This is a genomic window from Bacillus sp. FSL K6-2431 (genome assembly GCF_038005165.1).
Lineage (GTDB): Bacteria > Bacillota > Bacilli > Bacillales > Bacillaceae > Bacillus > Bacillus pumilus.
This window is the reverse complement of sequence record NZ_JBBOSQ010000001.1, coordinates 3,471,224-3,490,906: the sequence shown is the minus strand read 5'-3', so window position 1 is coordinate 3,490,906 and position 19,683 is coordinate 3,471,224. Positions and strand designations below refer to the sequence as shown.

General features: G+C 42.1%; 18 protein-coding genes. 2 read left to right on the top strand and 16 right to left on the bottom strand.

Going from position 1 to position 19,683, the window contains the following annotated elements:
- Positions 1-14 precede the first annotated feature (14 nt).
- The 12 genes from mtaB to gpr form a co-directional block, all read right to left on the bottom strand.
- Entirely contained in the window at positions 15-1,373 is a 1,359-nt protein-coding gene (mtaB, locus tag MHH40_RS17635; RefSeq protein ID WP_050943741.1) for a tRNA (N(6)-L-threonylcarbamoyladenosine(37)-C(2))-methylthiotransferase MtaB, read from the bottom strand.
- Entirely contained in the window at positions 1,373-2,143 is a 771-nt protein-coding gene (locus MHH40_RS17630) for a 16S rRNA (uracil(1498)-N(3))-methyltransferase (RefSeq protein WP_050943740.1), read from the bottom strand. The genes mtaB and MHH40_RS17630 overlap by 1 nt, the downstream gene beginning before the upstream one ends.
- A 23-nt stretch (positions 2,144-2,166) precedes the next feature.
- On the bottom strand, positions 2,167-3,102 hold the full coding sequence (gene prmA, locus MHH40_RS17625; protein WP_003217481.1) for a 50S ribosomal protein L11 methyltransferase: 936 nt from the start codon (positions 3,100-3,102) through the stop codon (positions 2,167-2,169).
- A gap of 22 nt (positions 3,103-3,124) precedes the next feature.
- Positions 3,125-4,258: a molecular chaperone DnaJ gene (dnaJ, locus tag MHH40_RS17620; RefSeq protein WP_050943739.1), complete on the bottom strand. Its 1,134-nt coding sequence runs from the start codon at positions 4,256-4,258 to the stop codon at positions 3,125-3,127.
- Between the two features lie 165 nt (positions 4,259-4,423).
- Positions 4,424-6,262, bottom strand: a complete 1,839-nt coding sequence (gene dnaK / locus MHH40_RS17615) for a molecular chaperone DnaK (RefSeq protein ID WP_050943738.1) — start codon at positions 6,260-6,262, stop codon at positions 4,424-4,426.
- A gap of 24 nt (positions 6,263-6,286) precedes the next feature.
- On the bottom strand, positions 6,287-6,844 hold the full coding sequence (gene grpE / locus MHH40_RS17610) for a nucleotide exchange factor GrpE (protein WP_003217485.1): 558 nt from the start codon (positions 6,842-6,844) through the stop codon (positions 6,287-6,289).
- A gap of 64 nt (positions 6,845-6,908) precedes the next feature.
- Complete coding sequence (gene hrcA, locus MHH40_RS17605) at positions 6,909-7,940, bottom strand: heat-inducible transcriptional repressor HrcA (RefSeq protein ID WP_050943737.1); 1,032 nt, start codon at positions 7,938-7,940, stop codon at positions 6,909-6,911.
- Positions 7,941-8,021: 81 nt separating this feature from the next.
- The gene (gene hemW / locus MHH40_RS17600; RefSeq protein ID WP_050943736.1) at positions 8,022-9,161 is read right to left on the bottom strand and encodes a radical SAM family heme chaperone HemW; all 1,140 of its coding nucleotides are present in this window, start codon (positions 9,159-9,161) and stop codon (positions 8,022-8,024) included.
- A 117-nt stretch (positions 9,162-9,278) separates the two neighbouring features.
- Entirely contained in the window at positions 9,279-11,117 is a 1,839-nt protein-coding gene (lepA, locus tag MHH40_RS17595) for a translation elongation factor 4 (RefSeq protein WP_050943735.1), read from the bottom strand.
- 131 nt (positions 11,118-11,248) lie between these two features.
- The gene (locus MHH40_RS17590; RefSeq protein WP_050943734.1) at positions 11,249-11,581 is read right to left on the bottom strand and encodes a YqxA family protein; all 333 of its coding nucleotides are present in this window, start codon (positions 11,579-11,581) and stop codon (positions 11,249-11,251) included.
- Positions 11,582-11,595: 14 nt separating this feature from the next.
- On the bottom strand, positions 11,596-12,804 hold the full coding sequence (locus MHH40_RS17585; RefSeq protein ID WP_050943733.1) for a stage II sporulation protein P: 1,209 nt from the start codon (positions 12,802-12,804) through the stop codon (positions 11,596-11,598).
- A 66-nt stretch (positions 12,805-12,870) separates the two neighbouring features.
- Complete coding sequence (gene gpr, locus MHH40_RS17580; protein ID WP_003217353.1) at positions 12,871-13,986, bottom strand: GPR endopeptidase; 1,116 nt, start codon at positions 13,984-13,986, stop codon at positions 12,871-12,873.
- A 198-nt stretch (positions 13,987-14,184) separates the two neighbouring features.
- Between gpr and rpsT the strand changes: the two genes are divergently transcribed.
- Positions 14,185-14,451 carry a 30S ribosomal protein S20 gene (gene rpsT, locus MHH40_RS17575; RefSeq protein ID WP_003217506.1) on the top strand — a complete coding sequence of 89 codons (267 nt, stop codon included), beginning with the start codon at positions 14,185-14,187 and terminating at the stop codon, positions 14,449-14,451.
- A gap of 134 nt (positions 14,452-14,585) precedes the next feature.
- Here rpsT and holA read toward each other — a convergent pair whose 3' ends face one another.
- Positions 14,586-15,605 carry a DNA polymerase III subunit delta gene (gene holA, locus MHH40_RS17570; protein ID WP_050943732.1) on the bottom strand — a complete coding sequence of 340 codons (1,020 nt, stop codon included), beginning with the start codon at positions 15,603-15,605 and terminating at the stop codon, positions 14,586-14,588.
- A gap of 236 nt (positions 15,606-15,841) precedes the next feature.
- On the opposite strand from holA, the gene MHH40_RS17565 reads away from it, so the two are divergent.
- Positions 15,842-15,976, top strand: a complete 135-nt coding sequence (locus MHH40_RS17565; protein ID WP_012010638.1) for a YqzM family protein — start codon at positions 15,842-15,844, stop codon at positions 15,974-15,976.
- A 39-nt stretch (positions 15,977-16,015) separates the two neighbouring features.
- Here the strand turns inward: MHH40_RS17565 and MHH40_RS17560 are convergent, their stop codons facing one another.
- The 3 genes from MHH40_RS17560 to MHH40_RS17550 all read right to left on the bottom strand — a co-directional run bounded on the left by MHH40_RS17560 (position 16,016) and on the right by MHH40_RS17550 (position 19,600).
- The gene (locus tag MHH40_RS17560; RefSeq protein ID WP_050943731.1) at positions 16,016-18,343 is read right to left on the bottom strand and encodes a DNA internalization-related competence protein ComEC/Rec2; all 2,328 of its coding nucleotides are present in this window, start codon (positions 18,341-18,343) and stop codon (positions 16,016-16,018) included.
- Positions 18,336-18,905, bottom strand: coding sequence for a ComE operon protein 2 (locus MHH40_RS17555; protein ID WP_003217422.1), 570 nt, complete (start codon positions 18,903-18,905; stop codon positions 18,336-18,338). Before MHH40_RS17555 ends, MHH40_RS17560 begins: the two co-directional genes overlap by 8 nt.
- Positions 18,906-18,970: 65 nt before the next feature.
- Positions 18,971-19,600: a helix-hairpin-helix domain-containing protein gene (locus tag MHH40_RS17550; protein WP_050943730.1), complete on the bottom strand. Its 630-nt coding sequence runs from the start codon at positions 19,598-19,600 to the stop codon at positions 18,971-18,973.
- Between the last annotated feature and the right edge of the window lie 83 nt (positions 19,601-19,683).

Here is a 19,683-nt window from a genome sequence, read left to right as displayed (position 1 = left end):
CGGTGTTTGATTGATTATGAGGTCATTCTCACTTTGTCTGTTTGTACTTCATCGCTTATACGAACGAATTGTCCTTCGTTATAAGGATAACCCGCTTTCGTAATTTTCACTTTGACCAAACGGCCGATCATGTCCTCTGTTCCTTCAAAAACAACCTTCATATAGTTATCTGTATAGCCCACATAAAGATTGTGCTTTCCTTCTTGTTCTTTGAAGGATTCTTCCGGAATAATCTCTAGGACATCTCCTTCATAAGCTGATGCGTATTCTTTCGCAAGCTGGTCAGAAAGAGCGATCAAGCGGTGGACACGTTCGTTTTTCACATTTTCATCCACTTGATCTTCCATTCTTGCAGCTGGCGTACCTGTACGTTTGCTGTAAGGGAATACGTGCAGTTCAGAGAATTGATGGTCTTTGACAAAGTTGTATGTTTCCAAAAACTCTTCTTCTGTTTCTCCAGGGAATCCTACAATCACATCAGAGGTGACAGCAAGACCTGGCAATGCTTTTTTCAGCTTTGTCAAACGCTCTGCAAAGAATTCCATCGTATATTTACGGCGCATTCTTTTCAGCACTGTATTAGAGCCAGATTGAAGCGGGATGTGAAGGTGTCTGACAATCTTATCTGACTGATCAAGCACTTCTATCACTTCATCTGTAATTTGACTTGCTTCGATAGATGAAATACGAATTCGTTTTAAGCCGTTGACACGTTCATCTAATTCTTTCAGAAGCTTTGCAAAGTTATAATCCTTTAAGTCTTCTCCGTATCCACCTGTGTGAATACCTGTTAATACAATTTCTTTATAGCCGGCATCCACAAGCTGCTGCGCTTGGTTGATGACCTCTTCTGGATCACGAGAACGAAGAAGTCCGCGAGCCCAAGGAATAATGCAGAATGTACAGAAATTGTTACAGCCTTCTTGGATTTTTAATGACGCACGTGTTCTGTCTGTAAAAGCAGGAACATCGAGTTCTTCAAACACACGTGCTTTCATAATATTGCCAACCCCATTAATCGGCTGTCTTTCTCTGCGATATTCTTCAATGTAACCGAGTAATTTATGTCTGTCTTGTGTTCCCACGACAATATCAACACCAGGAATCGCCATGATTTCTGCTGGAGATGTTTGCGCATAACAGCCTGTTACACAAATGACACCATCCGGGTTATGACGAATGGCTCTTCTAATGACTTGGCGGCTTTTTTTATCGCCAGTATTCGTGACCGTACATGTATTAATGACGTATACGTCTGCTTTTGATTCGTACTCTTTTCTTTCATAGCCTGCTTCTTTAAACAGCTGCCAGATCGCTTCTGTTTCATAGTGATTGACCTTACAGCCAAGTGTATGGAACGCTACTGTTCCCATCATGATTCACCTCTTAATAACTCTGTTTGATAAGATATAGCAGAAAGCGCGTAAAGAGGAGCTGTTTCTGTTCTTAAAATGCGTGGTCCAAGCCCGCAAATGACTGCACCATGCGTTTCAAGCGCTTCAATCTCCTTTTCTGCTAAACCGCCTTCAGGGCCAAAAACCACTAGCAAGGTTTGTCCGCCTTTCATCTGTTGGAGCACAGTTTGAAAGCGGCTTTGCTCTCCTTCTTTCGATGATTCTTCGTATGCAACGACACATTTATCGAATTCACCAGCTAATTGAGTCAGCTCTTTAAATGTTGATACTGGATCAACACGAGGAATGATATTCCGGTAGGACTGTTCAGCTGCTTCTTTCGCGATTTTCTCCCAGCGCTCTCGTTTTTTATGTGACTTCTTTTGGTCAATTTTTGTAATAGAACGAGCCGCTTGAAACGGGATAAATGCGCTTGCGCCAAGCTCTGTGCCTTTTTGGATAATCAGCTCAAGCTTATCTCCCTTTGGGAGACCGCTCGCAATTGTTACTCTTACCGGAAGCTCTCTGTCCTGATTTGTCCAGCCTTCAACGTGACAAATGACTTCTTCCTTTGTTATTGTATCAATTTTACTGAGCGCTTCAAAGCCGTCTGTCGTTAAGCAAAGGATTTCCTGCCCTGCTTTCATGCGCATGACGTTGGAAAGGTGATGTACATCTTCACCATTGATGACGATAGATCCCTTTGCGATCACTTCTTCTTTCGTGAGGTCGATAAAATATCGTTGCATACGTGTCCTGACACCTACTCGCTTTATTTTTTCGCTATAATGCTGACCCAATCTTCCATTGACAGCACTTCAACAATGTCAAAACCTGCTTCTTCTAATGCTGTTTTGACTTGTAATTTCTTTTGTCCAATGATGCCTGATGTAATGAAATAGCCATCTTTCTTCAATAAGTCATAGGCTTGATCTGTAAAGCGCAAAATCACTTCTGCGAGAATGTTGGCGACGATCACATCACGTTCACCTGAAATCCCATCAAGTAAGTTGTTTTGCTTGACCGTCACTTGTTCGCTTACACCATTTAGCTCGATGTTTTGCTTTGCACTTTCAACCGCAACGGTGTCGAGATCAAAGGCTTGAATGTCCTTTGCACCAACCATCGCTGCTGCCACACTTAAAATCCCAGAGCCTGTTCCAACATCAATCACCGTATCGTTTTCCTTCACATAGCGCTCAAGCGCCTGAATACAAAGAACGGTTGTTGGATGTGTCCCTGTTCCAAATGCCATTCCTGGGTCCATTTCAATAATCAGTTCATCAGAATGAACCGGAGTATATTCTTCCCATGTTGGAACGATGGTGAATTTTTCAGAGATTTTCACAGGATGATAGTATTTTTTCCATGCGGTGGCCCATTCTTCTTCATTTACTTCACAAATGGACAGCGTATTTCGTCCAAGGTCAATATCGTATAGAAGAAGATTGTTGATGGCTTCTTTGATCTCATCTACCGTTTCCATTAAAAAGCTGTTCATTGGAAGATAGGCTTTGACGATGACCCCTTCTTCAGGATAGTCATTCGGATCGAGCTGGTAGATCTCACCGTATACATTTTCACGTTCCTTGACTAAATCAAGCGGGTCCTCAATCACGACACCACTCGCACCTGCTTCATGCAAAATATTGGTGATTGGTTCCACCGCTTCATTTGTTGTATGGACGCTAATTTCTGACCACTTCAATACTACCAACTCCTTATCCGTCTTACTCGCCTTTAAATGCGCGTTTTACCTTATCGAAGAAGCTCATCTCTTGTTCGTCCGGTTTATTTCCGCTCACTTCAGCAAATTTTCTAATGATATCTTTTTGATTGTCCGTTAAATTTGTTGGTGTGACGACTCGTACAACGATATGCTGATCGCCTTGGCCATAGCCGCGTACATTTTTCACACCTTTTCCTTTGAGTCTAAACTTCGTGCCAGTTTGCGTGCCAGCAGGGACTTTTAATTTCACTTTACCGTGTAATGTCGGCACTTCAATTTCGTCACCTAATGCAGCCTGTGCGAAGGTTAACGGCATTTCGCAGTAAATGTCATCCCCGTCTCGCTCGAAGAATTCATGCGAACGCACATGGAACACAACAAATAGATCGCCTGGAGGTCCTCCATTTACACCTGGCTCCCCTTGACCAGACACTCTGAGCTGCTGACCATCGTCAACACCAGCTGGGATCGTCACATTGATTTTCTTACGCTTACGCACTTTACCAGAGCCGCCGCATGTAGAACATTTGTGATCGATTTGTTTTCCTGTTCCGCTACAGTAGTTACATACTCTGCGGTTGACCACTTTACCAAACGGAGTTGACTGCTCAACATTTAATTGACCAGAGCCGCCGCAATGTGAACAAGTCTTCGCTTCTGTCCCAGACTTTGCCCCTGATCCATGACACGTTTCACATGATTCCTCACGAGGAATTTCAATCGTTGCTTCTTTCCCAAATGCTGCTTCTTCAAATGAAAGCGTCATTGTATATTGCAAGTCTGCTCCTTGACGCGGTGCATTTGGATCTCTTCTTCTGGCTCCACCGCCAAAAATACTAGAGAAGATGTCATCAAAGCCGCCGAAGCCGCCAAAGTCTCCTCCTCCGCCAAAACCGCCGCCGCCAAAGCCTTGGTTTGGATCGGTATGACCGAACTGATCATACTGCGAACGTTTTTGATCGTCAGAAAGGGTTTCATAGGCTTCTTTTACTTCTTTGAATTTCTCATCTGAGCCAGCTTCTTTATTAATATCAGGGTGATACTTTTTTGAAAGCTTGCGGTATGCCTTTTTGATCTCGTCTTTTGAGGCGCTCTTACTCACGCCAAGCACTTCATAGTAATCACGCTTACTCATCTCTTCACACTCCCGATTTTCTCACATAAGTACGATTGTATCATTTTGATTTGACCTTTTTCAATTGCTTTCATCGTTGGAAAGAAAAAAAGTCAAAGCCAAGAGATCCTGACTTTGACTTTCTGACGAGTACGTTTCAGCAGTCTTTTTCAAAAGTAAAGGTGATTATTTTTTCTCTTGATCGTCGTTTACTTCTTCGTATTCTGCATCCACTACATTGTCATCTGCTTTTTGAGCACCTTCAGCGCCTTCTTGCTGAGCTTGTGCTTGTTTTGCAGCTTCTTCATAAAGCTTTGTCGTTAGTTCTTGAACGATTGTTTGCAGCTCATCTTTTTTCGCTTTGATGTCTTCAAACTCGCCTTTTTCGATCGCAGCTTTTAGTGCATCTTTCGCGTCGTTTGCTTTTTTCACTTGCTCTTCATCGATTTTGCCTTCTAGATCTTTTAATGTTTTTTCTGTTGTAAACACTAATTGATCTGCTTCATTGCGCACTTCGATTTCTTCTTTTTTCTTCGCATCTGCTTCAGCATTTTCTTCTGCTTCTTTGACCATTTTTTCGATCTCATCATCAGAAAGACCTGAAGAAGATTTGATGGTGATGTTTTGCTCTTTGCCTGTACCCATATCTTTCGCACGTACGTTGACAATACCGTTTTTATCGATATCAAAAGATACTTCGATTTGTGGTACGCCGCGTGGTGCTGGCGGAATGTCAGTCAATTGGAAACGACCTAATGTTTTGTTGTCTGCTGCCATTGGGCGCTCACCTTGCAGAACATGGATGTCTACCGCTGTTTGGTTGTCAGCAGCCGTTGAGAATACTTGAGATTTACTTGTTGGAATTGTTGTATTACGTTCAATCAGCTTTGTGAATACGCCGCCCATTGTTTCAATTCCTAAAGAAAGTGGTGTTACATCAAGAAGAACAACGTCTTTGACATCTCCTGTGATGACTCCACCTTGAATCGCCGCACCAAGAGCAACCACTTCATCAGGGTTTACACCTTTATGAGGCTCTTTGCCTGTTTCTTTTTTGATTGCTTCTTGTACTGCAGGAATACGAGTTGATCCACCAACAAGGATGACTTTATCAATCTCGCTAGCAGATAAACCAGCATCTTTCAATGATTGACGTACAGGTGTCATTGTACGCTCTACAAGATCTGCAGAAAGCTCTTCGAATTTAGCACGTGTTAGCGTTAATTCAAGGTGAAGAGGACCTGCATCTCCAGCTGTGATAAACGGCAGTGAGATTTGTGTAGAAGATACACCAGAAAGATCTTTTTTCGCTTTTTCAGCAGCATCTTTTAAACGCTGAAGCGCCATTTTATCTTTTGAAAGGTCAATGCCATTTTCTTTTTTGAATTCAGCTACTAAGTGATCAATGATCACTTGGTCAAAATCGTCTCCACCTAGACGGTTGTCCCCAGCAGTTGAGCGTACTTCAAAGACGCCGTCTCCAAGCTCAAGGACTGATACGTCAAATGTACCGCCGCCAAGGTCGTATACAAGGATCGTTTGATCTTCATCTGTTTTATCTAAACCATAAGCAAGCGCAGCTGCTGTTGGTTCGTTGATGATACGTTCTACTTCAAGACCAGCAATTTTACCAGCATCTTTTGTAGCTTGACGTTCTGCATCGTTGAAGTAAGCAGGAACTGTGATAACAGCTTTTGTTACTTCTTCGCCAAGGTAGCCTTCAGCGTAAGATTTAAGGTGTTGAAGAATGATTGCAGAGATTTCCTGCGGTGTATAGTTCTTGCCTTCAACTTCTACTTTATAGTCTGTACCCATGTGTCTTTTAACAGACATGATTGTGTTCGGGTTTGTAATTGATTGGCGTTTCGCTACTTCACCAACTTGGCGCTCTCCATTTTTAAAAGCGACAACAGATGGTGTTGTACGTGCTCCTTCAGCGTTTGCAATGACTTTTGGCTCTCCGCCTTCAAGTACTGCAACACATGAGTTTGTTGTTCCTAAGTCAATCCCAATGATTTTACTCATAATCGATGACCTCCCATTATGTAGTTATTGATTTACTTTTACCATTGATGGACGAATAACTCGGTCTTTGAGTTTATAGCCCTTTTGCAATTCTTCTACTACGATATTTGAATCAAAGTTTTCATCTTCAACTTGCATGACGGCTTGATGAAGGTTTGGATCGAACTCTTTGCCGACAGCTTCAATTGGTTCAACGCCTTCATTTTTCAACGCTTCTACCAGCTGGCGGTAAACCATTTGCATTCCTTCTAACAAACTTTTCGCCTGCTCATTGTCTGGATCAATTCCAAGCGCTCTTTCAAAGTTGTCAAGAGCTGGGAGAAGATCGCTGACAACATGTTGAGAACGATATTTTTGCACGGTCTCCACTTCAGTTCGAGCACGGCGTTTATAGTTTTCAAAATCTGCTTGAACACGCAGAATCTTGTTTTCTTTTTCATCTAGAAGCTGCTGCAATTCATCGATTTTCTCTTGGAAGGCAGACTGTTCATCATGCTTTGCTTCCTCAGTATCTGCTTGAACTGCTTCTTCTTGTGCTTCAACCTCTGCTTCTTGCTCAGGTGTCTGTTTTTCTTCTGACATTGTGTTCACCTCCCTCAAAAGATTCAAGAATACGAAGGGGCAGTGCCCCTATCTTTTTATCACCCTACTCATCATACAAATTGGAAAGTGCGTTTGACAAGTCTTTTGATACATGATGCAAAAGACTAACGACTCGCCCGTAATCCATGCGGGTTGGTCCGATGACGGCAATGGAGCCAAGTGATTTTTGATCAATCGAATAAGTCGCTGTGATCAAACTACAGTTCTCCATTGCTTCCAAATTGTTTTCTGAACCGATTTTAATGGTGATACCTTGCTGATTTGGATGAAACAGCTGCATGACATCATTCTTTTGCTCAATCAGCATCATGAGTGAGCGAATGCGGTCGATGTCATGAAATTCAGGCTGATTCAACATATTAATCTTCCCGCCAAAGAAAAGTTTTGATTCATTTTGTGTCGATGTAAATGTGTTGCCAAGCGCATCTAAAATGTGATCATAATCTTTTAAATGTGTGCGCAGAAGCATGACTACTTCTTTATACATCCTGTCCTTCAACTGGTCCATTGGAACGCCAGCTAAGCGGCTATTCAAAATATTCATCAGCTTCTCAATATCGGAGACATCGAGATGCTCAGAGAAGGTAATGGTTTTGTTTTCAACATGTCCGCTGTCTGTAATCATGATTGCTACGGCTTTATTTGGCTGAACGGGGACAAGCTGAATTTGCTTTAATCGATTTTCACTCAGCTTTGGACCAAGCACGATCGATGTATAGTTTGTGAGATCTGATAAAATTTCCGCCGATTTTTGAACTGTTTTTTCCAGCTCAAAAATTTTCTCCTGAAAAGCCGACTGGATAAGCACAAGATCTTTAGACGACAGTTTTCGCGGAGAGAGCAAATGATCTACATAATAACGATATCCTTTTTCTGAAGGAATTCTTCCTGATGAAGAATGGGTCTTTTCGATAAAACCAAGTTCCTCCAAATCAGCCATTTCGTTTCTAATCGTCGCAGAGCTGAATGTGATGTCCTCTTTTTTAGAAAGAGTCCTTGATCCAACTGGCTGCGCCGAACGAATAAAGTCATTAATGATGACTTGCAGAATCAAAAGCTGACGATTTGTTAACATCATCATCACCCCTGTTAGCACTCTCTTTCAACGAGTGCTAATTGTATAAACAAAATTACCAAACTCAAATTAAAATGTCAATTATAACTCACCGAGAAACGCTTGAAATACTTCATTTCCTAACAATTTCCCTTTTCTTGTCAAACGAATTCCAATGTCATCTTTTACAATGAGACCTTTTTCTTCTAATTCTTCAAGAACTGAGGGAAAAAGAGCTTCTGGTGAAGCACCATATTTGGCTTGGAAGTCGGCACTTTTCACCCCTTCGATTTTTCGAAGGCCTAGAAACATTTCTTCTTCTATCTGCTCTGCTTTTGTGACTTGATGAGTTTCTTTATACGGGAACCCAGTTTGCTCAATCAGTTCCAAGTAATGCTTCACTGGTCCTGCGTTCACATTTCGGATGCCATCTACATACCCGTGTGCCCCTGCACCGAAACCGAAGTAATCTTCATTGCTCCAATAGGTCAGGTTATGCTGGCTTTCAAAGCCAGGTTTGGCGTAATTGCTGATTTCGTATTGATGTAATCCATGGCGCTCCATTTCATCCATCACAAGTTCATACATTTCAGCCTCACGTTCTTGCGGCGGTAAATGCAGTTTTCCTTTTTGCATTAAGTTGTAAAACACCGTTTTCGGCTCCACAATCAGTGAGTAGACAGAATAATGCTCTGCTCCTAAAGAGAAAGCTGTCTCAAGTGAATTCATAACATGATGCTTTTCTTGATGCGGCAAGCCAAACATGAGGTCAAGGCTAATGTTGTCAAATCCAACCGCTCTAGCTCTCTCAAAGGACGTGAGAACATCTTTCTTTTGATGAACTCGTCCGATTTTTTTGAGCAAATCATCTTCAAAGGTTTGGACGCCAAAGCTTAGCCGATTGACACCGGCTTCTTTTAACACATGCAGCTTCTCGAGTGATAATTCATCCGGATTCGCTTCAACTGCAAATTCAACCAGGTTTTTTGCCGGCTTTAACACACGGTGAATGCTGTTCATAAGCTGGTCTAGCTGGCTAACGGTCAATGATGTCGGAGTTCCCCCGCCAATAAAGATCGTCTTGAGTTCTTGCTCACCCTTTTGCTCGATCGTGTGCTGCATCTCTTTTTCAAGAGCCGCTAAGTATTCATCGACTGGCTGCGTTTTAATGAAAAATTTATTGAAATCACAATAGTGGCAAATGTGCTCACAAAATGGAATGTGAATGTATGCTGCTTTCATTTGATGACACCTTCTTTACAGGTAAAGAGCCGCAGTTTATCGCTGCGGCACCTTTGTTTGTTTTCGACTATAAACGCCAAGGCTGACATTGTAAAGCAGGTTGCCTTGAGGAGGATGTTATTTTTTCGGTGTGCTGTCGTCCATCTTCAGCACAGCCATAAATGCTTCTTGCGGGACTTCAACAGAGCCCACTTGTTTCATGCGCTTTTTCCCTTCTTTTTGCTTCTCAAGAAGCTTTCTTTTCCGGGAAATGTCTCCACCATAACATTTAGCAAGTACGTTTTTACGCATCGCTTTAATGGTAGAACGAGCCACAATTTTTTGTCCAATCGCCGCTTGAACTGGTACTTCAAAATGCTGGCGTGGAATGAGTTCTTTCAGCTTTTCTACGATGATCTTGCCTCGTTCATAGGCGTAATCGCGGTGAACAATAAAGGAAAGGGCATCGATTTTTTCACCATTCAGCATGATGTCCATTTTCACTAGAGTAGATGGACGATAGCCAATCAGCTCATAGTCAAAGGACGCATAGCCTTTTGTGTTGGACTTGAGCATATCAAAGAATTCATACACGATCTCCGCCAAAGGAATTTCGTACACAATGCTCACTCGGTTTGCATCAAGGTATTGCATATCAATGAAATGTCCGCGCTTTCCTTGGCAAAGCTCCATGACAGAGCCTACATAGTCATTCGGCACCATCATTGTTGCTTTCACGTATGGTTCTTCAATTTTCTCAATCTTTTGCGGATCAGGCAGATTGGACGGGTTATCGACGATGATTTTTTCTCCGTCTGTCATATACACATCGTAAATAACACTTGGTGCTGTCGTAATGAGATCGATTTTAAATTCACGCTCAATCCGTTCTTGGATGATTTCCATATGAAGCATTCCAAGAAAGCCGCAGCGGAAACCGAAGCCAAGTGCTTGGGACGTCTCTGCCTCATATTGAAGTGAAGAATCATTTAATTCAAGCTTTTCTAGTGCTTCACGTAAATCGTTATATTTCGCTGTATCAATCGGATAAAGACCGCAGTAAACCATTGGGTTCAGCTTTCTGTATCCTGGCAGCGCTTCTTTCGCTGGGTTCACCGCACTTGTGATCGTATCCCCCACACGTGTATCGCCGACATTTTTAATTGCTGCTGTTAAGTAGCCAACATCTCCAACAGTGAGTTCATCTGTCGGCATGGCTTTTGGTGTGAATACGCCGACTTCAAGGACTTCAAATTCTTTGCCCGTCGCCATCATTTTGATTTTCTGACCTGGTTTGACCGTTCCTTCCACAATTCGTATGTACGCAATAACGCCGCGATACGCATCGTAGAGAGAATCAAATATAAGAGCTTGAAGCGGTGCTTCTGGGTCCCCAGCAGGTGCTGGCACCTTTTCGACGATTTGTTCTAAAATATCTTCGATCCCAATACCAGCCTTAGCAGAGGTGAGAACAGCTTCAGACGCATCCAACCCGATGACATCTTCAATTTCTCCTCTTACACGCTCAGGCTCTGCACTTGGCAGATCGATTTTATTGATAATCGGAAGAATTTCTAAGTTGTTATCAAGAGCTAAATAAACATTCGCAAGTGTCTGTGCTTCAATTCCTTGTGCTGCATCTACTACGAGAATCGCACCTTCACAGGCAGCAAGGCTTCGAGATACCTCATAGGTGAAGTCGACATGCCCTGGTGTATCAATCAGGTGCATAATATATTCTTCTCCATCCTTCGCCTTATATTTCAGCTGGACAGAGTTTAATTTAATCGTTATGCCGCGTTCACGCTCTAAGTCCATGGAATCAAGTAATTGTTCTTTCATTTCTCGCTGCGTAATCGCCGCTGTTTTTTCTAAAATACGGTCGGCCAATGTGGATTTCCCGTGGTCAATATGGGCGATAATGGAGAAATTTCGAATTCTTGATTGCCGTTCTAATCGTTTTTCTTTATCTGTCACAATCTATCACTCCTACTATAAAACGCGGGTTGCGCTAGGTTAGATTATATCAATAGGGCTGTAAAGATTCAATCGAAATCAAGAAAAGCCGCTCATTGATTAGCGGCTTTAGTCATATGGTGTAGATTTATTTATTTCCCATTTACCCAATCATAAAGAGAACGAGCTGCATGTGTCATGCCATCAGACAACACCTTTCCTGCTTTGGAGAAGGCATTAAAGCTCTCTATTTCCTCAAGCTGCTTTTGTTTTTCGGCAAGATCCTTTTCTGTAACAGCCGTTCCTAAGATAGAGGCTTCTCGTTCTTCTTCGTCGTTCATTTGGATGGAGAAAGCGCCTTTTAATTGCGGGTCATGGTAACCCTTCATTTGCAGCATGCCATTATTTGCCTGTTGCATTCCTAAAAAGACGCCAAATAGCAAGACCAGTCCTAAAATAATGGTTTTTCCCATAAATGATCCCATGCACCGTCACCACCTCAAGAGCGTTTTTTCTCATCCTTTGCTTTGCCGTTTACTTTTTCCGCATCCCAGAAAATGTCGCTGAAGACATCAGCTGCTGCATTGGATGCATTTTTCAATTCTTCCATATTATTATCCACTCCGCCAAATTCTAAAAGAAGGGCTTTGTCGGATAAATCTTGATTATAAATTCCATTATCACCAATTTCGCCTTTGGCAAACACACCGACACTGAGTCCTTTATATTTTTTCTCCATCAAATGGTGGAACTCCGTCGCAAGCTTGAGGTTTTTCTCATAGCTTTGATTCTTCTTCCCAACAACAAACGCAATTCTCGCATATTTTTTCCCTTTGATCTCGGCAGTAGTGTCTTTCTTTCTTCTCGAGTCACGGTGGATATCGATTAAATATTCTAGATCATCATTTTTCGCTAAGGCTTCTTTTACGACCAGTCTTGATTCATTATAAGACTGGGGATACTTTAGTCCTTTTTGCAGAAGCCGTTTTTCAACTTCTGTTTTGTCGACCGTATTCCCGATTCCTTGCTGATTAAGCGCCTTTCCGAACATGTCACCGACAAGGGTGACATTCACTTTTGAGTGCCGTGCATTGTTTGGATTCGTTTCTCCTTTTAAAAATGGTAAATATGATTCCGTATTATGTGTATGGTAAATGTACACAGCTTTTCGTTTTCCTGTCGACCGGTCCGGCTCTTTCGCAGGCTTTTTCGGCACATCTTTGTCGAGCTTGTCCAGCTCTGCTAAATTTGCTTCTTTTTCATCTTGAATGACTTCACTTGGCGGCGGCGATTCCATTGGCATGTTGGTATAGTCTGTTCCTTCACCTGCTAAGATGATTTTTGTATCAAAATGTTCAAAGCCTGGAAGTTCTCTACCTAGAAAACTACGCGGGTCTTCTAAATTGATACTGGTCGCAAGCTTGAGTGACAGTCCAGAGAAATGAAACCCTTTTTGATCTTTCGGGACGGCTGAGGCGAAATATTGGTTTTCCATGCCCATTAATGTGGCGAAAAACGCCCCGGAAAGCTCATCTGCTACACCATATAGCGAGGCTTGTGGCCTCAGCTCAGGTTTTAAAGATGTCAACGCCCCTGACATCACAAACACTACAACAAGCGAGGCTATAAATAAGAAAATGCTTTTGACTACTTTTGTTCCATTAATCGCAACGACCAACTGTCGAGGACGGCGGGGTCTTTTTTTCATGATTTACTCCCTCCAGCACGCTTTCTAGTAATTACACTATGAGCGAGCTAGAGAAAGTAGAACCGATTAATGATTATAAGAACCCATGTTATCTTGAGAGATTTTTTGATGAAGCGCTGTGTTTAATCCATTGGCGAGCACGTTTGCCATATCATCAATGAATGTATCCACTTCCTTAGGCGTGACCATGAGATTTTGCCCTAGCGGTGCAAGCACTTCATGGATCAGCTGCCGTTTCTCTTCTTCTGGAAGAGTTCCTACGATACCTAAGAATGATTGACGCGTTTCTTCATCTGGTAAGTCTTCTTCGTTTAGAACTTTTTTCTTCCCAAACGTCAAACCAGCCGGCACAAGAGAGCGGGACGGCCTGTCATCTTTCAGTTCTCTACCAAAATGCTTTAAGACATAATCAATTGTGTCACTTGCAATGGTGACTGCATCTACCACTGTCGGAACGCCAATCGCAATCACTGGAATTCCCAACGTTTCTTTGCTTAATTCTTTTCGCTTATTCCCTACACCTGAACCGGGATGGATACCTGTATCAGAGATTTGAATCGTCGTATTCACCCGTTCCACTGCACGAGCAGCAAGGGCATCGATTGCAATGACAAAATCGGGTTTGGACCTCTCGATCACGCCTTGTATAATGTCGCTTGTTTCAATACCAGTCAGTCCCATCACTCCCGGTGATAAAGAGGACACTGGGCGGTAGCCTTCCTGTACATTTTCCGGCTGTAATTCAAAAAGATGCCGGGTCACAAGCAGACTTTCAACCGTGAGCGGACCTAGCGCATCTGGCGTGACATTCCAGTTTCCTAGTCCTACTACAAGACAGCTCGCATCAGTCTGAATGCCTCGATCTTTTAAAAACTGAGCAAAATGATGGGCAAAGACTTCGACAACTTTTTCCTGCATCTCAGAATCTTTCTCCCGAATGCCCTGCGCCTCAAGTGTCAAGTATGTTCCTGCCTTTTTGCTGGTCAGCGCCTCCCCTTCTTTCGTAATCTCCACCGTGCGTATACGGATGCCATGCTCCTCTTTTTCCTTTTCGACAATCCCTTGAATTCCATCCTTTTTGACAACATTCGGATCGTTCTCTTGTTCTAGTATCTCTTTTGTTTCAACAGCCAAGTCTGTCCGAATTTGATAAGCACTTAAATCAAGTTTCTGTTTCTCCATAAAAAGACTCCTTCCACCAAGTAATTAACAGTAGTCTTTCCATCTCTTGAAAGAAACATTCGAGCGCTTCATCAATGAAAAATACTTTACATTTATATTGCATTCTAAAGGTGTGTTTGATAGAATACAACTTGTTCTATTGTGAAGATTTAACCTTAAGACAATTGTGTTTAGGTTGTATCTTAGGAGGTGAAACACATGCCAAATATTAAATCAGCGATCAAACGTACAAAAACGAATAACGAACGCCGTGCACACAACGTGACAATCAAGTCTGCGATGCGTACTGCGATTAAACAAGTTGAAGTTTCTGTAGCTAACAACGATGCTGAGCAAGCAAAAGCTGCTCTTTCTTCTGCTGCAAAACGCATTGACAAAGCCGTTAAAACTGGTCTTGTACACAAAAACGCAGCTGCGCGTTACAAGTCAAGACTTGCTAAACAAGTAAACGGACTTTCTGCATAATGCTTGCAACGCCTCAGTAATGAGGCAACTGTTTAACTGTACGTCCGTCCTGACCGGCTCAGCCATTAGGACAGACTGACAATTATACATCTAAACAAAAACGACCCTCTTTTTAGAAGGTCGTTTTTTTATGTTCAAGCGCCTAATAGGCGAAGCAGAAACAATTCTAGCAATAGCTGCTTGTCCTTTTTACCGGTTTTCATTTCATAATCGATCGTTGATAGCTCTTTGACAATTTGCTTCAGCTCTTCTTCTGAAAACAGCCTTGCCTGATCCATAGCAAGTTTCACGCGGAATGGGTGGACTTTTAGATTTGAAGCAATTTGTTTTTGCCCATATCCTTGCTGAGCGAAATACTTCGTCTGTAAAATCAAACGAAATTGAGTGGATATAAGTGCTAATATTTTAATGGGTTCCTCATTTTGTTTCAGCAAATCATAAAACATCTGCATGGCCTGAGAGCGGCGTCTGTTGACAATTTGGTTAATTAATTCGAAAATATTCTGCTCTAAGCTTCTTGCAACGAGCTGATTGACATCCGCTAATTCAATTTCTTCTCGCTCTCCAATATATGTACTCAGCTTCCTGACCTCTTGAAACAATGAGGATAGGCTTCCGCCGCACAGCATCACAAGCTGCTCAGCCGCTTCAGATGTCATCGCCTTTCCTTCTGTTTTCACCAGCGTAATGGTGAAATCCGTTGTTTCTTTTGGGTTTAACTCTTTTGCCTCAACCATAGCCGCTTTCTTTTTTAGCAATTTGGTGATTTTCTTCCGTTCATCCAGCTTTTCATATGGTGCCAATAAGACGAGAATGGTATAAGGCGCCGGCTTTTCTAAATAAGCTTCTAACAGAGAAAGCTCATGCTCAATCTTCTCTTTTTTCTTTTCCGCTGTAAGAAAATAAGGGTTCTTGATCACAACGAGACGTCTTTCTCCCATGAACGGAAAGGTTTCTGCATCTGTCACAGCCTGTTCAAGCGGCACCTCTTCCATATCAAAGACGGAGAAATTAAAATCCTTTGTCTCTTCGTCTACTACAGCTTGTCTTAATTTAGCTGCTGTTTCTTGCAGTAAATACGTTTCTTTTCCATATAAGCAATAAACGGGATGGATATCCCCTCTTTTTAAATTGTTCCAAACCTCAAAGACCATAAATTGAATCCCTCTCTTTCACTTCCTCCTCTATCCTAAAGTGTGCGAAGACATTAGTAAAGAGGAAGCTGAAAGTACCGCCTCCTCATTTATAGTAAACGTCTGGTGCAAGCTCCCGGGTCAGCTTGCTTCAGACGATATTCATAAAATGATCATGAAAATGGAAAACGGTTACTTTACCTTCTAGCAATTCCAAATGAGTTCAAGTATACTAAAATTAGCCAGGAGGGATGAAAATGAATGAATTTGAAAAAAATGTTCAAAGCAAGCGGAATGATGTGACCGACTCAGCCGTTGGTTTTATCGTCACATTCGGATTTTTCGCCTCAATGTTTATTTTGGCAACCATTATACACCTCGTTGGATCTTAACTTCATGATTGCTACATGACTGCCGTTTTGGCAGTTTTTTTATTGTTTTTGTAAGATATCATATGGAGGATGCGTGTAAAACGTTCCTTCCTTCTCAAGAAATCCATAGGTCACACTTCCGTCTTGATCTGTGCGGTACACCTTCGTTTGATGATCCTTTAGTTTTTTCAAGACTTCCTGATGAGGATGCTGATAACGATTGCGTTCACCAGCCGAAATGAGTGCGTGCGACGGCTCCAGATGCCGAAGCCACTCATCACTTGTTGACCCTTTGCTCCCATGATGCCCAACCTTTAAGACATCTGCTTGCAGGTGAGGATAGGCTTCTATAATATCTCGTTCCCCTTCATGTTCAAGATCTCCAGTGAACAGAAACCGTTTCCCGCCAAGATTAAAAGTTAGAACAAGTGAATCATTGTTCTTACTTGTCACCCGGTCTTGCGAAGGGTGAAGAACCTCAAATATGTGCTCTCCAACTTGGAGCTGATCTCCTCTTTCTAATTCATCAATCATAATCCCTTTTTCAGCTGCTTCTTTTAGCAGCTTTGCATCTTCTGGACTTCGGGCAAAACCTTTTGGTATGGCTAGCCGCTTTACTTTATTTCGTTTGATTAAACGAACTGCTTCTCCCATGTGGTCTTGATCTGCATGCGTGAGAATCAGCACATCAAGTTTTGCTATACCTTTAGAATGCAAAAACGGGATTAGTGTTTGTTCACCGATCGTAGACACTTTACGTCTTTTTTTCCATGGTTCATCATCAAAAGAAGGTCTGCCACCTGTGTCCACAAGTAGATGTCCCTTTCGGTAAGGGAGCTGAATAAACAAACTATCCCCTTGTCCGACATCCAGCATCGTGACCTCCCCTTTTTGGAGAAAATTCGGGTTGAAATAGTGTGCACTCAAGACACCGATGAGTAATATAATCGGCACGGCATAGGATTTCACGGACATTTTGCACTCCATCACAAACAGCAAAAAAACAATGGCGCTCACTTCAAGCAGAATATGCCACCAAGTCGATTTCATAAAAATCAGGTTGAACCCATCAAAAACTGCCATATGTGCTGACAACTGATGACTTAGCTGGATGACCGAATCAAGCAACTGGAACAACACTTTTCCAAGCGGAAGATAAATGATAGACAAAAGAAAAAAGAGTAAGGATAGAGGCAGGACAACTGTTGTATAAAAAGGGACAAATATCATATTCAATGGGATGCTCAGCAAAGAAAATTGCTGAAAATGATATAAAAGAACAGGAAGCGAGGCAAGCTGTGCAACAAATGAGACAAGGAACAACTGCATCACGGCGCTTTTCGCTTGCGATAAGATTCTGGTCGATAACAAAATAAAAAACGTAACCACGAATGAAAGCTGAAATCCGATCTCGAATAGATATAGAGGATGAATCGCTAATAAGAATAAAAACGTTGCGCTTAATACGACAGCAGAAGGCTGTTTCATTTCTTTTGGCAGGCTTGTCATCACTAAATAGATTCCTGCCATAAGGCAAGCTCTTAAAACTGATGGTGCAGCACCTGTCAAACAAGCATAAACAGGAAGAAAGCATAATAGAAGAAGACGCGCTGTCTCTCTTGTCACACCGGCACGAAGCAGACACCAAAATAAACAGGCAAGAAGCGTTTGCACATGCAGTCCTGAGATCGCTAACAGATGAATAACACCGAGCATTTGATAGTCTCTTAGCGTGTCAGGATCAATCAAATCACGGTCTCCAAAAATAAGAGCCTGTACAATACCTACAGAGTTTTTAGGCACATGATCTTCTAAGAATTTTAAGCCCTTTTGCCTCATCTTTTGAAGATAATAGGAAGGACGATCATTTGTTGTACAGCCTTTGATTGACTGCGGTAAGAAAATAGCGCGAATACCTTTTGATTGTAGAAATTGATCGTATTGAAACCCGTTAGGAATGGTTGCGTGTTTAGGCGGTCGAACATCACCTGTCATATGACAGCTCATACCTGGCTCTACGTCTTTTAACGTCTCTTTTTCACGCTCTGTTTGAATGGTATAGAAAGCGGCTAGCCGGTCATCTTCTGTTGACACAGTTGCCGAAAAACGATTGCCATCTATTTTCGGAATCGTTTCAATCACAACAGAGCCGGAAAAGAATTTTTCTTGAACAGGTTGCTCCGTTTCAAAAAACTCATGAACCATAAAAATAAGAGTATAGACGGCTCCACATAGGCTGATCATGAGAAAGAGTTTGGGGATTTTTTTCAGTAGGCTGAGAAGGAAGATGATGAGAAGAAAGAGAAGGAAGTACATATGAAGATGATATGCAGCCAGAGCAATTCCAACAGCTGCTGAAATTGCCCCAAACGGCAAATAATTAAACATAGGAAGTAAATAATTGATTCGCCTTCTCATGCATATTGCGAATTTCTGATTCACTAAGTCCTGATTCACTTAGTTTGCCAATTAGATCTGCAACAAAGGCTAATTTTTCTTGATTTTTTAAGTCGATGATCATTTCATCGAGTTCAACTTGTTCCGTTTGAACACCTGCCTGCTCAAATAAATCAATGGCATATGGGTGATTTTTATAATCCTTTGCATAGTAAACGGTTCGAATACCTGCTTGAATAATGGCTTTACAGCACTGCAAACAAGGAAAATGTGTGACATATATTTCAGCATCGGCTGTAGGTGCACCAAATTTGGCACATTGTAAAATAGCGTTCATTTCCGCATGGATGGTGCGAACGCAGTGATGATCAATGACATAGCATCCCACATCTGCACAATGGACATCACCAGCAATTGAGCCATTATATCCCCCTGCAATGATACGCTTGTCTCTGACGATGGTCGCCCCAACAGCTAACCGCTCACAGGTGCTTCGCAGAGCAAGCAAATGGCTTTGCGCCATAAAATATTGATTCCATGAAATTCTTTCCACGAGCTGATCCCTCCAGAATGATGGTTGGTATTAAGTGTACATGCCTTCCTTCTATACCGTCAATTCTACTTAACGGTCAATTCATTTTTCAGCCGTTCAATGGTCTTCTCCCCAAAACCTGAAATGTTCCGCAAATCTTCAATTTGTTGAAATTCTCCGTGCTCCTCTCTGTACGTAATGATAGCTTCTGCTTTAGCTGGCCCTATTCCATTAATGGTTAGCAATTCCGCTGCATCAGCCTGATTCACATTGACACCTTGACTCTTTTCATTACCCGATGGAGCGTCTGCACCTGCTGTTTGTGCCTCTCTCTCTGCTTCTCCCTGCTTCCGGACATAAATCATCATACTGTCTTCTAATTTTGCTGCTTGATTAATTTCAATCGTGTCTGCTTTACTAGTAAAACCTCCTGCTCTTCGAATGGCTTCTTCTACCCGTGCATCAGATTGAAACGTATAAACACCTGGCTTTTTTACAGCCCCTTTGATCTCCACAAAAATGGAGGATGATTCATTATCGGTCTTTTCTTGTTTGTTTTCTAATGTGACTTGTTTGTCTTGATCGCCCTTCAATACACTTGGCTCTCTAGTGCTCCCCTTATTTCCTGCCAAAAGGAAGAAAGTGATGATGATCGCGCCCATGAGCCCAGCTCCGATATAAAGACTGTATTTTTTCAATGGAATGAGTCGCTTCACGTGCTCACGCTTCTTTCAATCATATTTTTCTATTGCTCAACATACTGTTTAGAAGATAACAGATCCTATGCGCCTAAGGAGGG

Coding starts and splice junctions, on each gene's coding strand:
- MHH40_RS17590 (WP_050943734.1), bottom strand. CDS start 11,581: ATGGGATCATTTATGGGAAAAACCATTATTTTAGGACTGGTCTTGCTA.
- gpr (WP_003217353.1), bottom strand. CDS start 13,986: ATGGAGAAACAGAAACTTGATTTAAGTGCTTATCAAATTCGGACAGAC.
- hrcA (WP_050943737.1), bottom strand. CDS start 7,940: ATGTTAACAAATCGTCAGCTTTTGATTCTGCAAGTCATCATTAATGAC.
- MHH40_RS17585 (WP_050943733.1), bottom strand. CDS start 12,804: ATGAAAAAAAGACCCCGCCGTCCTCGACAGTTGGTCGTTGCGATTAAT.
- MHH40_RS17630 (WP_050943740.1), bottom strand. CDS start 2,143: ATGCAACGATATTTTATCGACCTCACGAAAGAAGAAGTGATCGCAAAG.
- grpE (WP_003217485.1), bottom strand. CDS start 6,844: ATGTCAGAAGAAAAACAGACACCTGAGCAAGAAGCAGAGGTTGAAGCA.
- dnaJ (WP_050943739.1), bottom strand. CDS start 4,258: ATGAGTAAGCGTGATTACTATGAAGTGCTTGGCGTGAGTAAGAGCGCC.
- rpsT (WP_003217506.1), top strand. CDS start 14,185: ATGCCAAATATTAAATCAGCGATCAAACGTACAAAAACGAATAACGAA.
- holA (WP_050943732.1), bottom strand. CDS start 15,605: ATGGTCTTTGAGGTTTGGAACAATTTAAAAAGAGGGGATATCCATCCC.
- MHH40_RS17565 (WP_012010638.1), top strand. CDS start 15,842: ATGAATGAATTTGAAAAAAATGTTCAAAGCAAGCGGAATGATGTGACC.
- mtaB (WP_050943741.1), bottom strand. CDS start 1,373: ATGGGAACAGTAGCGTTCCATACACTTGGCTGTAAGGTCAATCACTAT.
- MHH40_RS17560 (WP_050943731.1), bottom strand. CDS start 18,343: ATGTTTAATTATTTGCCGTTTGGGGCAATTTCAGCAGCTGTTGGAATT.
- dnaK (WP_050943738.1), bottom strand. CDS start 6,262: ATGAGTAAAATCATTGGGATTGACTTAGGAACAACAAACTCATGTGTT.
- hemW (WP_050943736.1), bottom strand. CDS start 9,161: ATGAAAGCAGCATACATTCACATTCCATTTTGTGAGCACATTTGCCAC.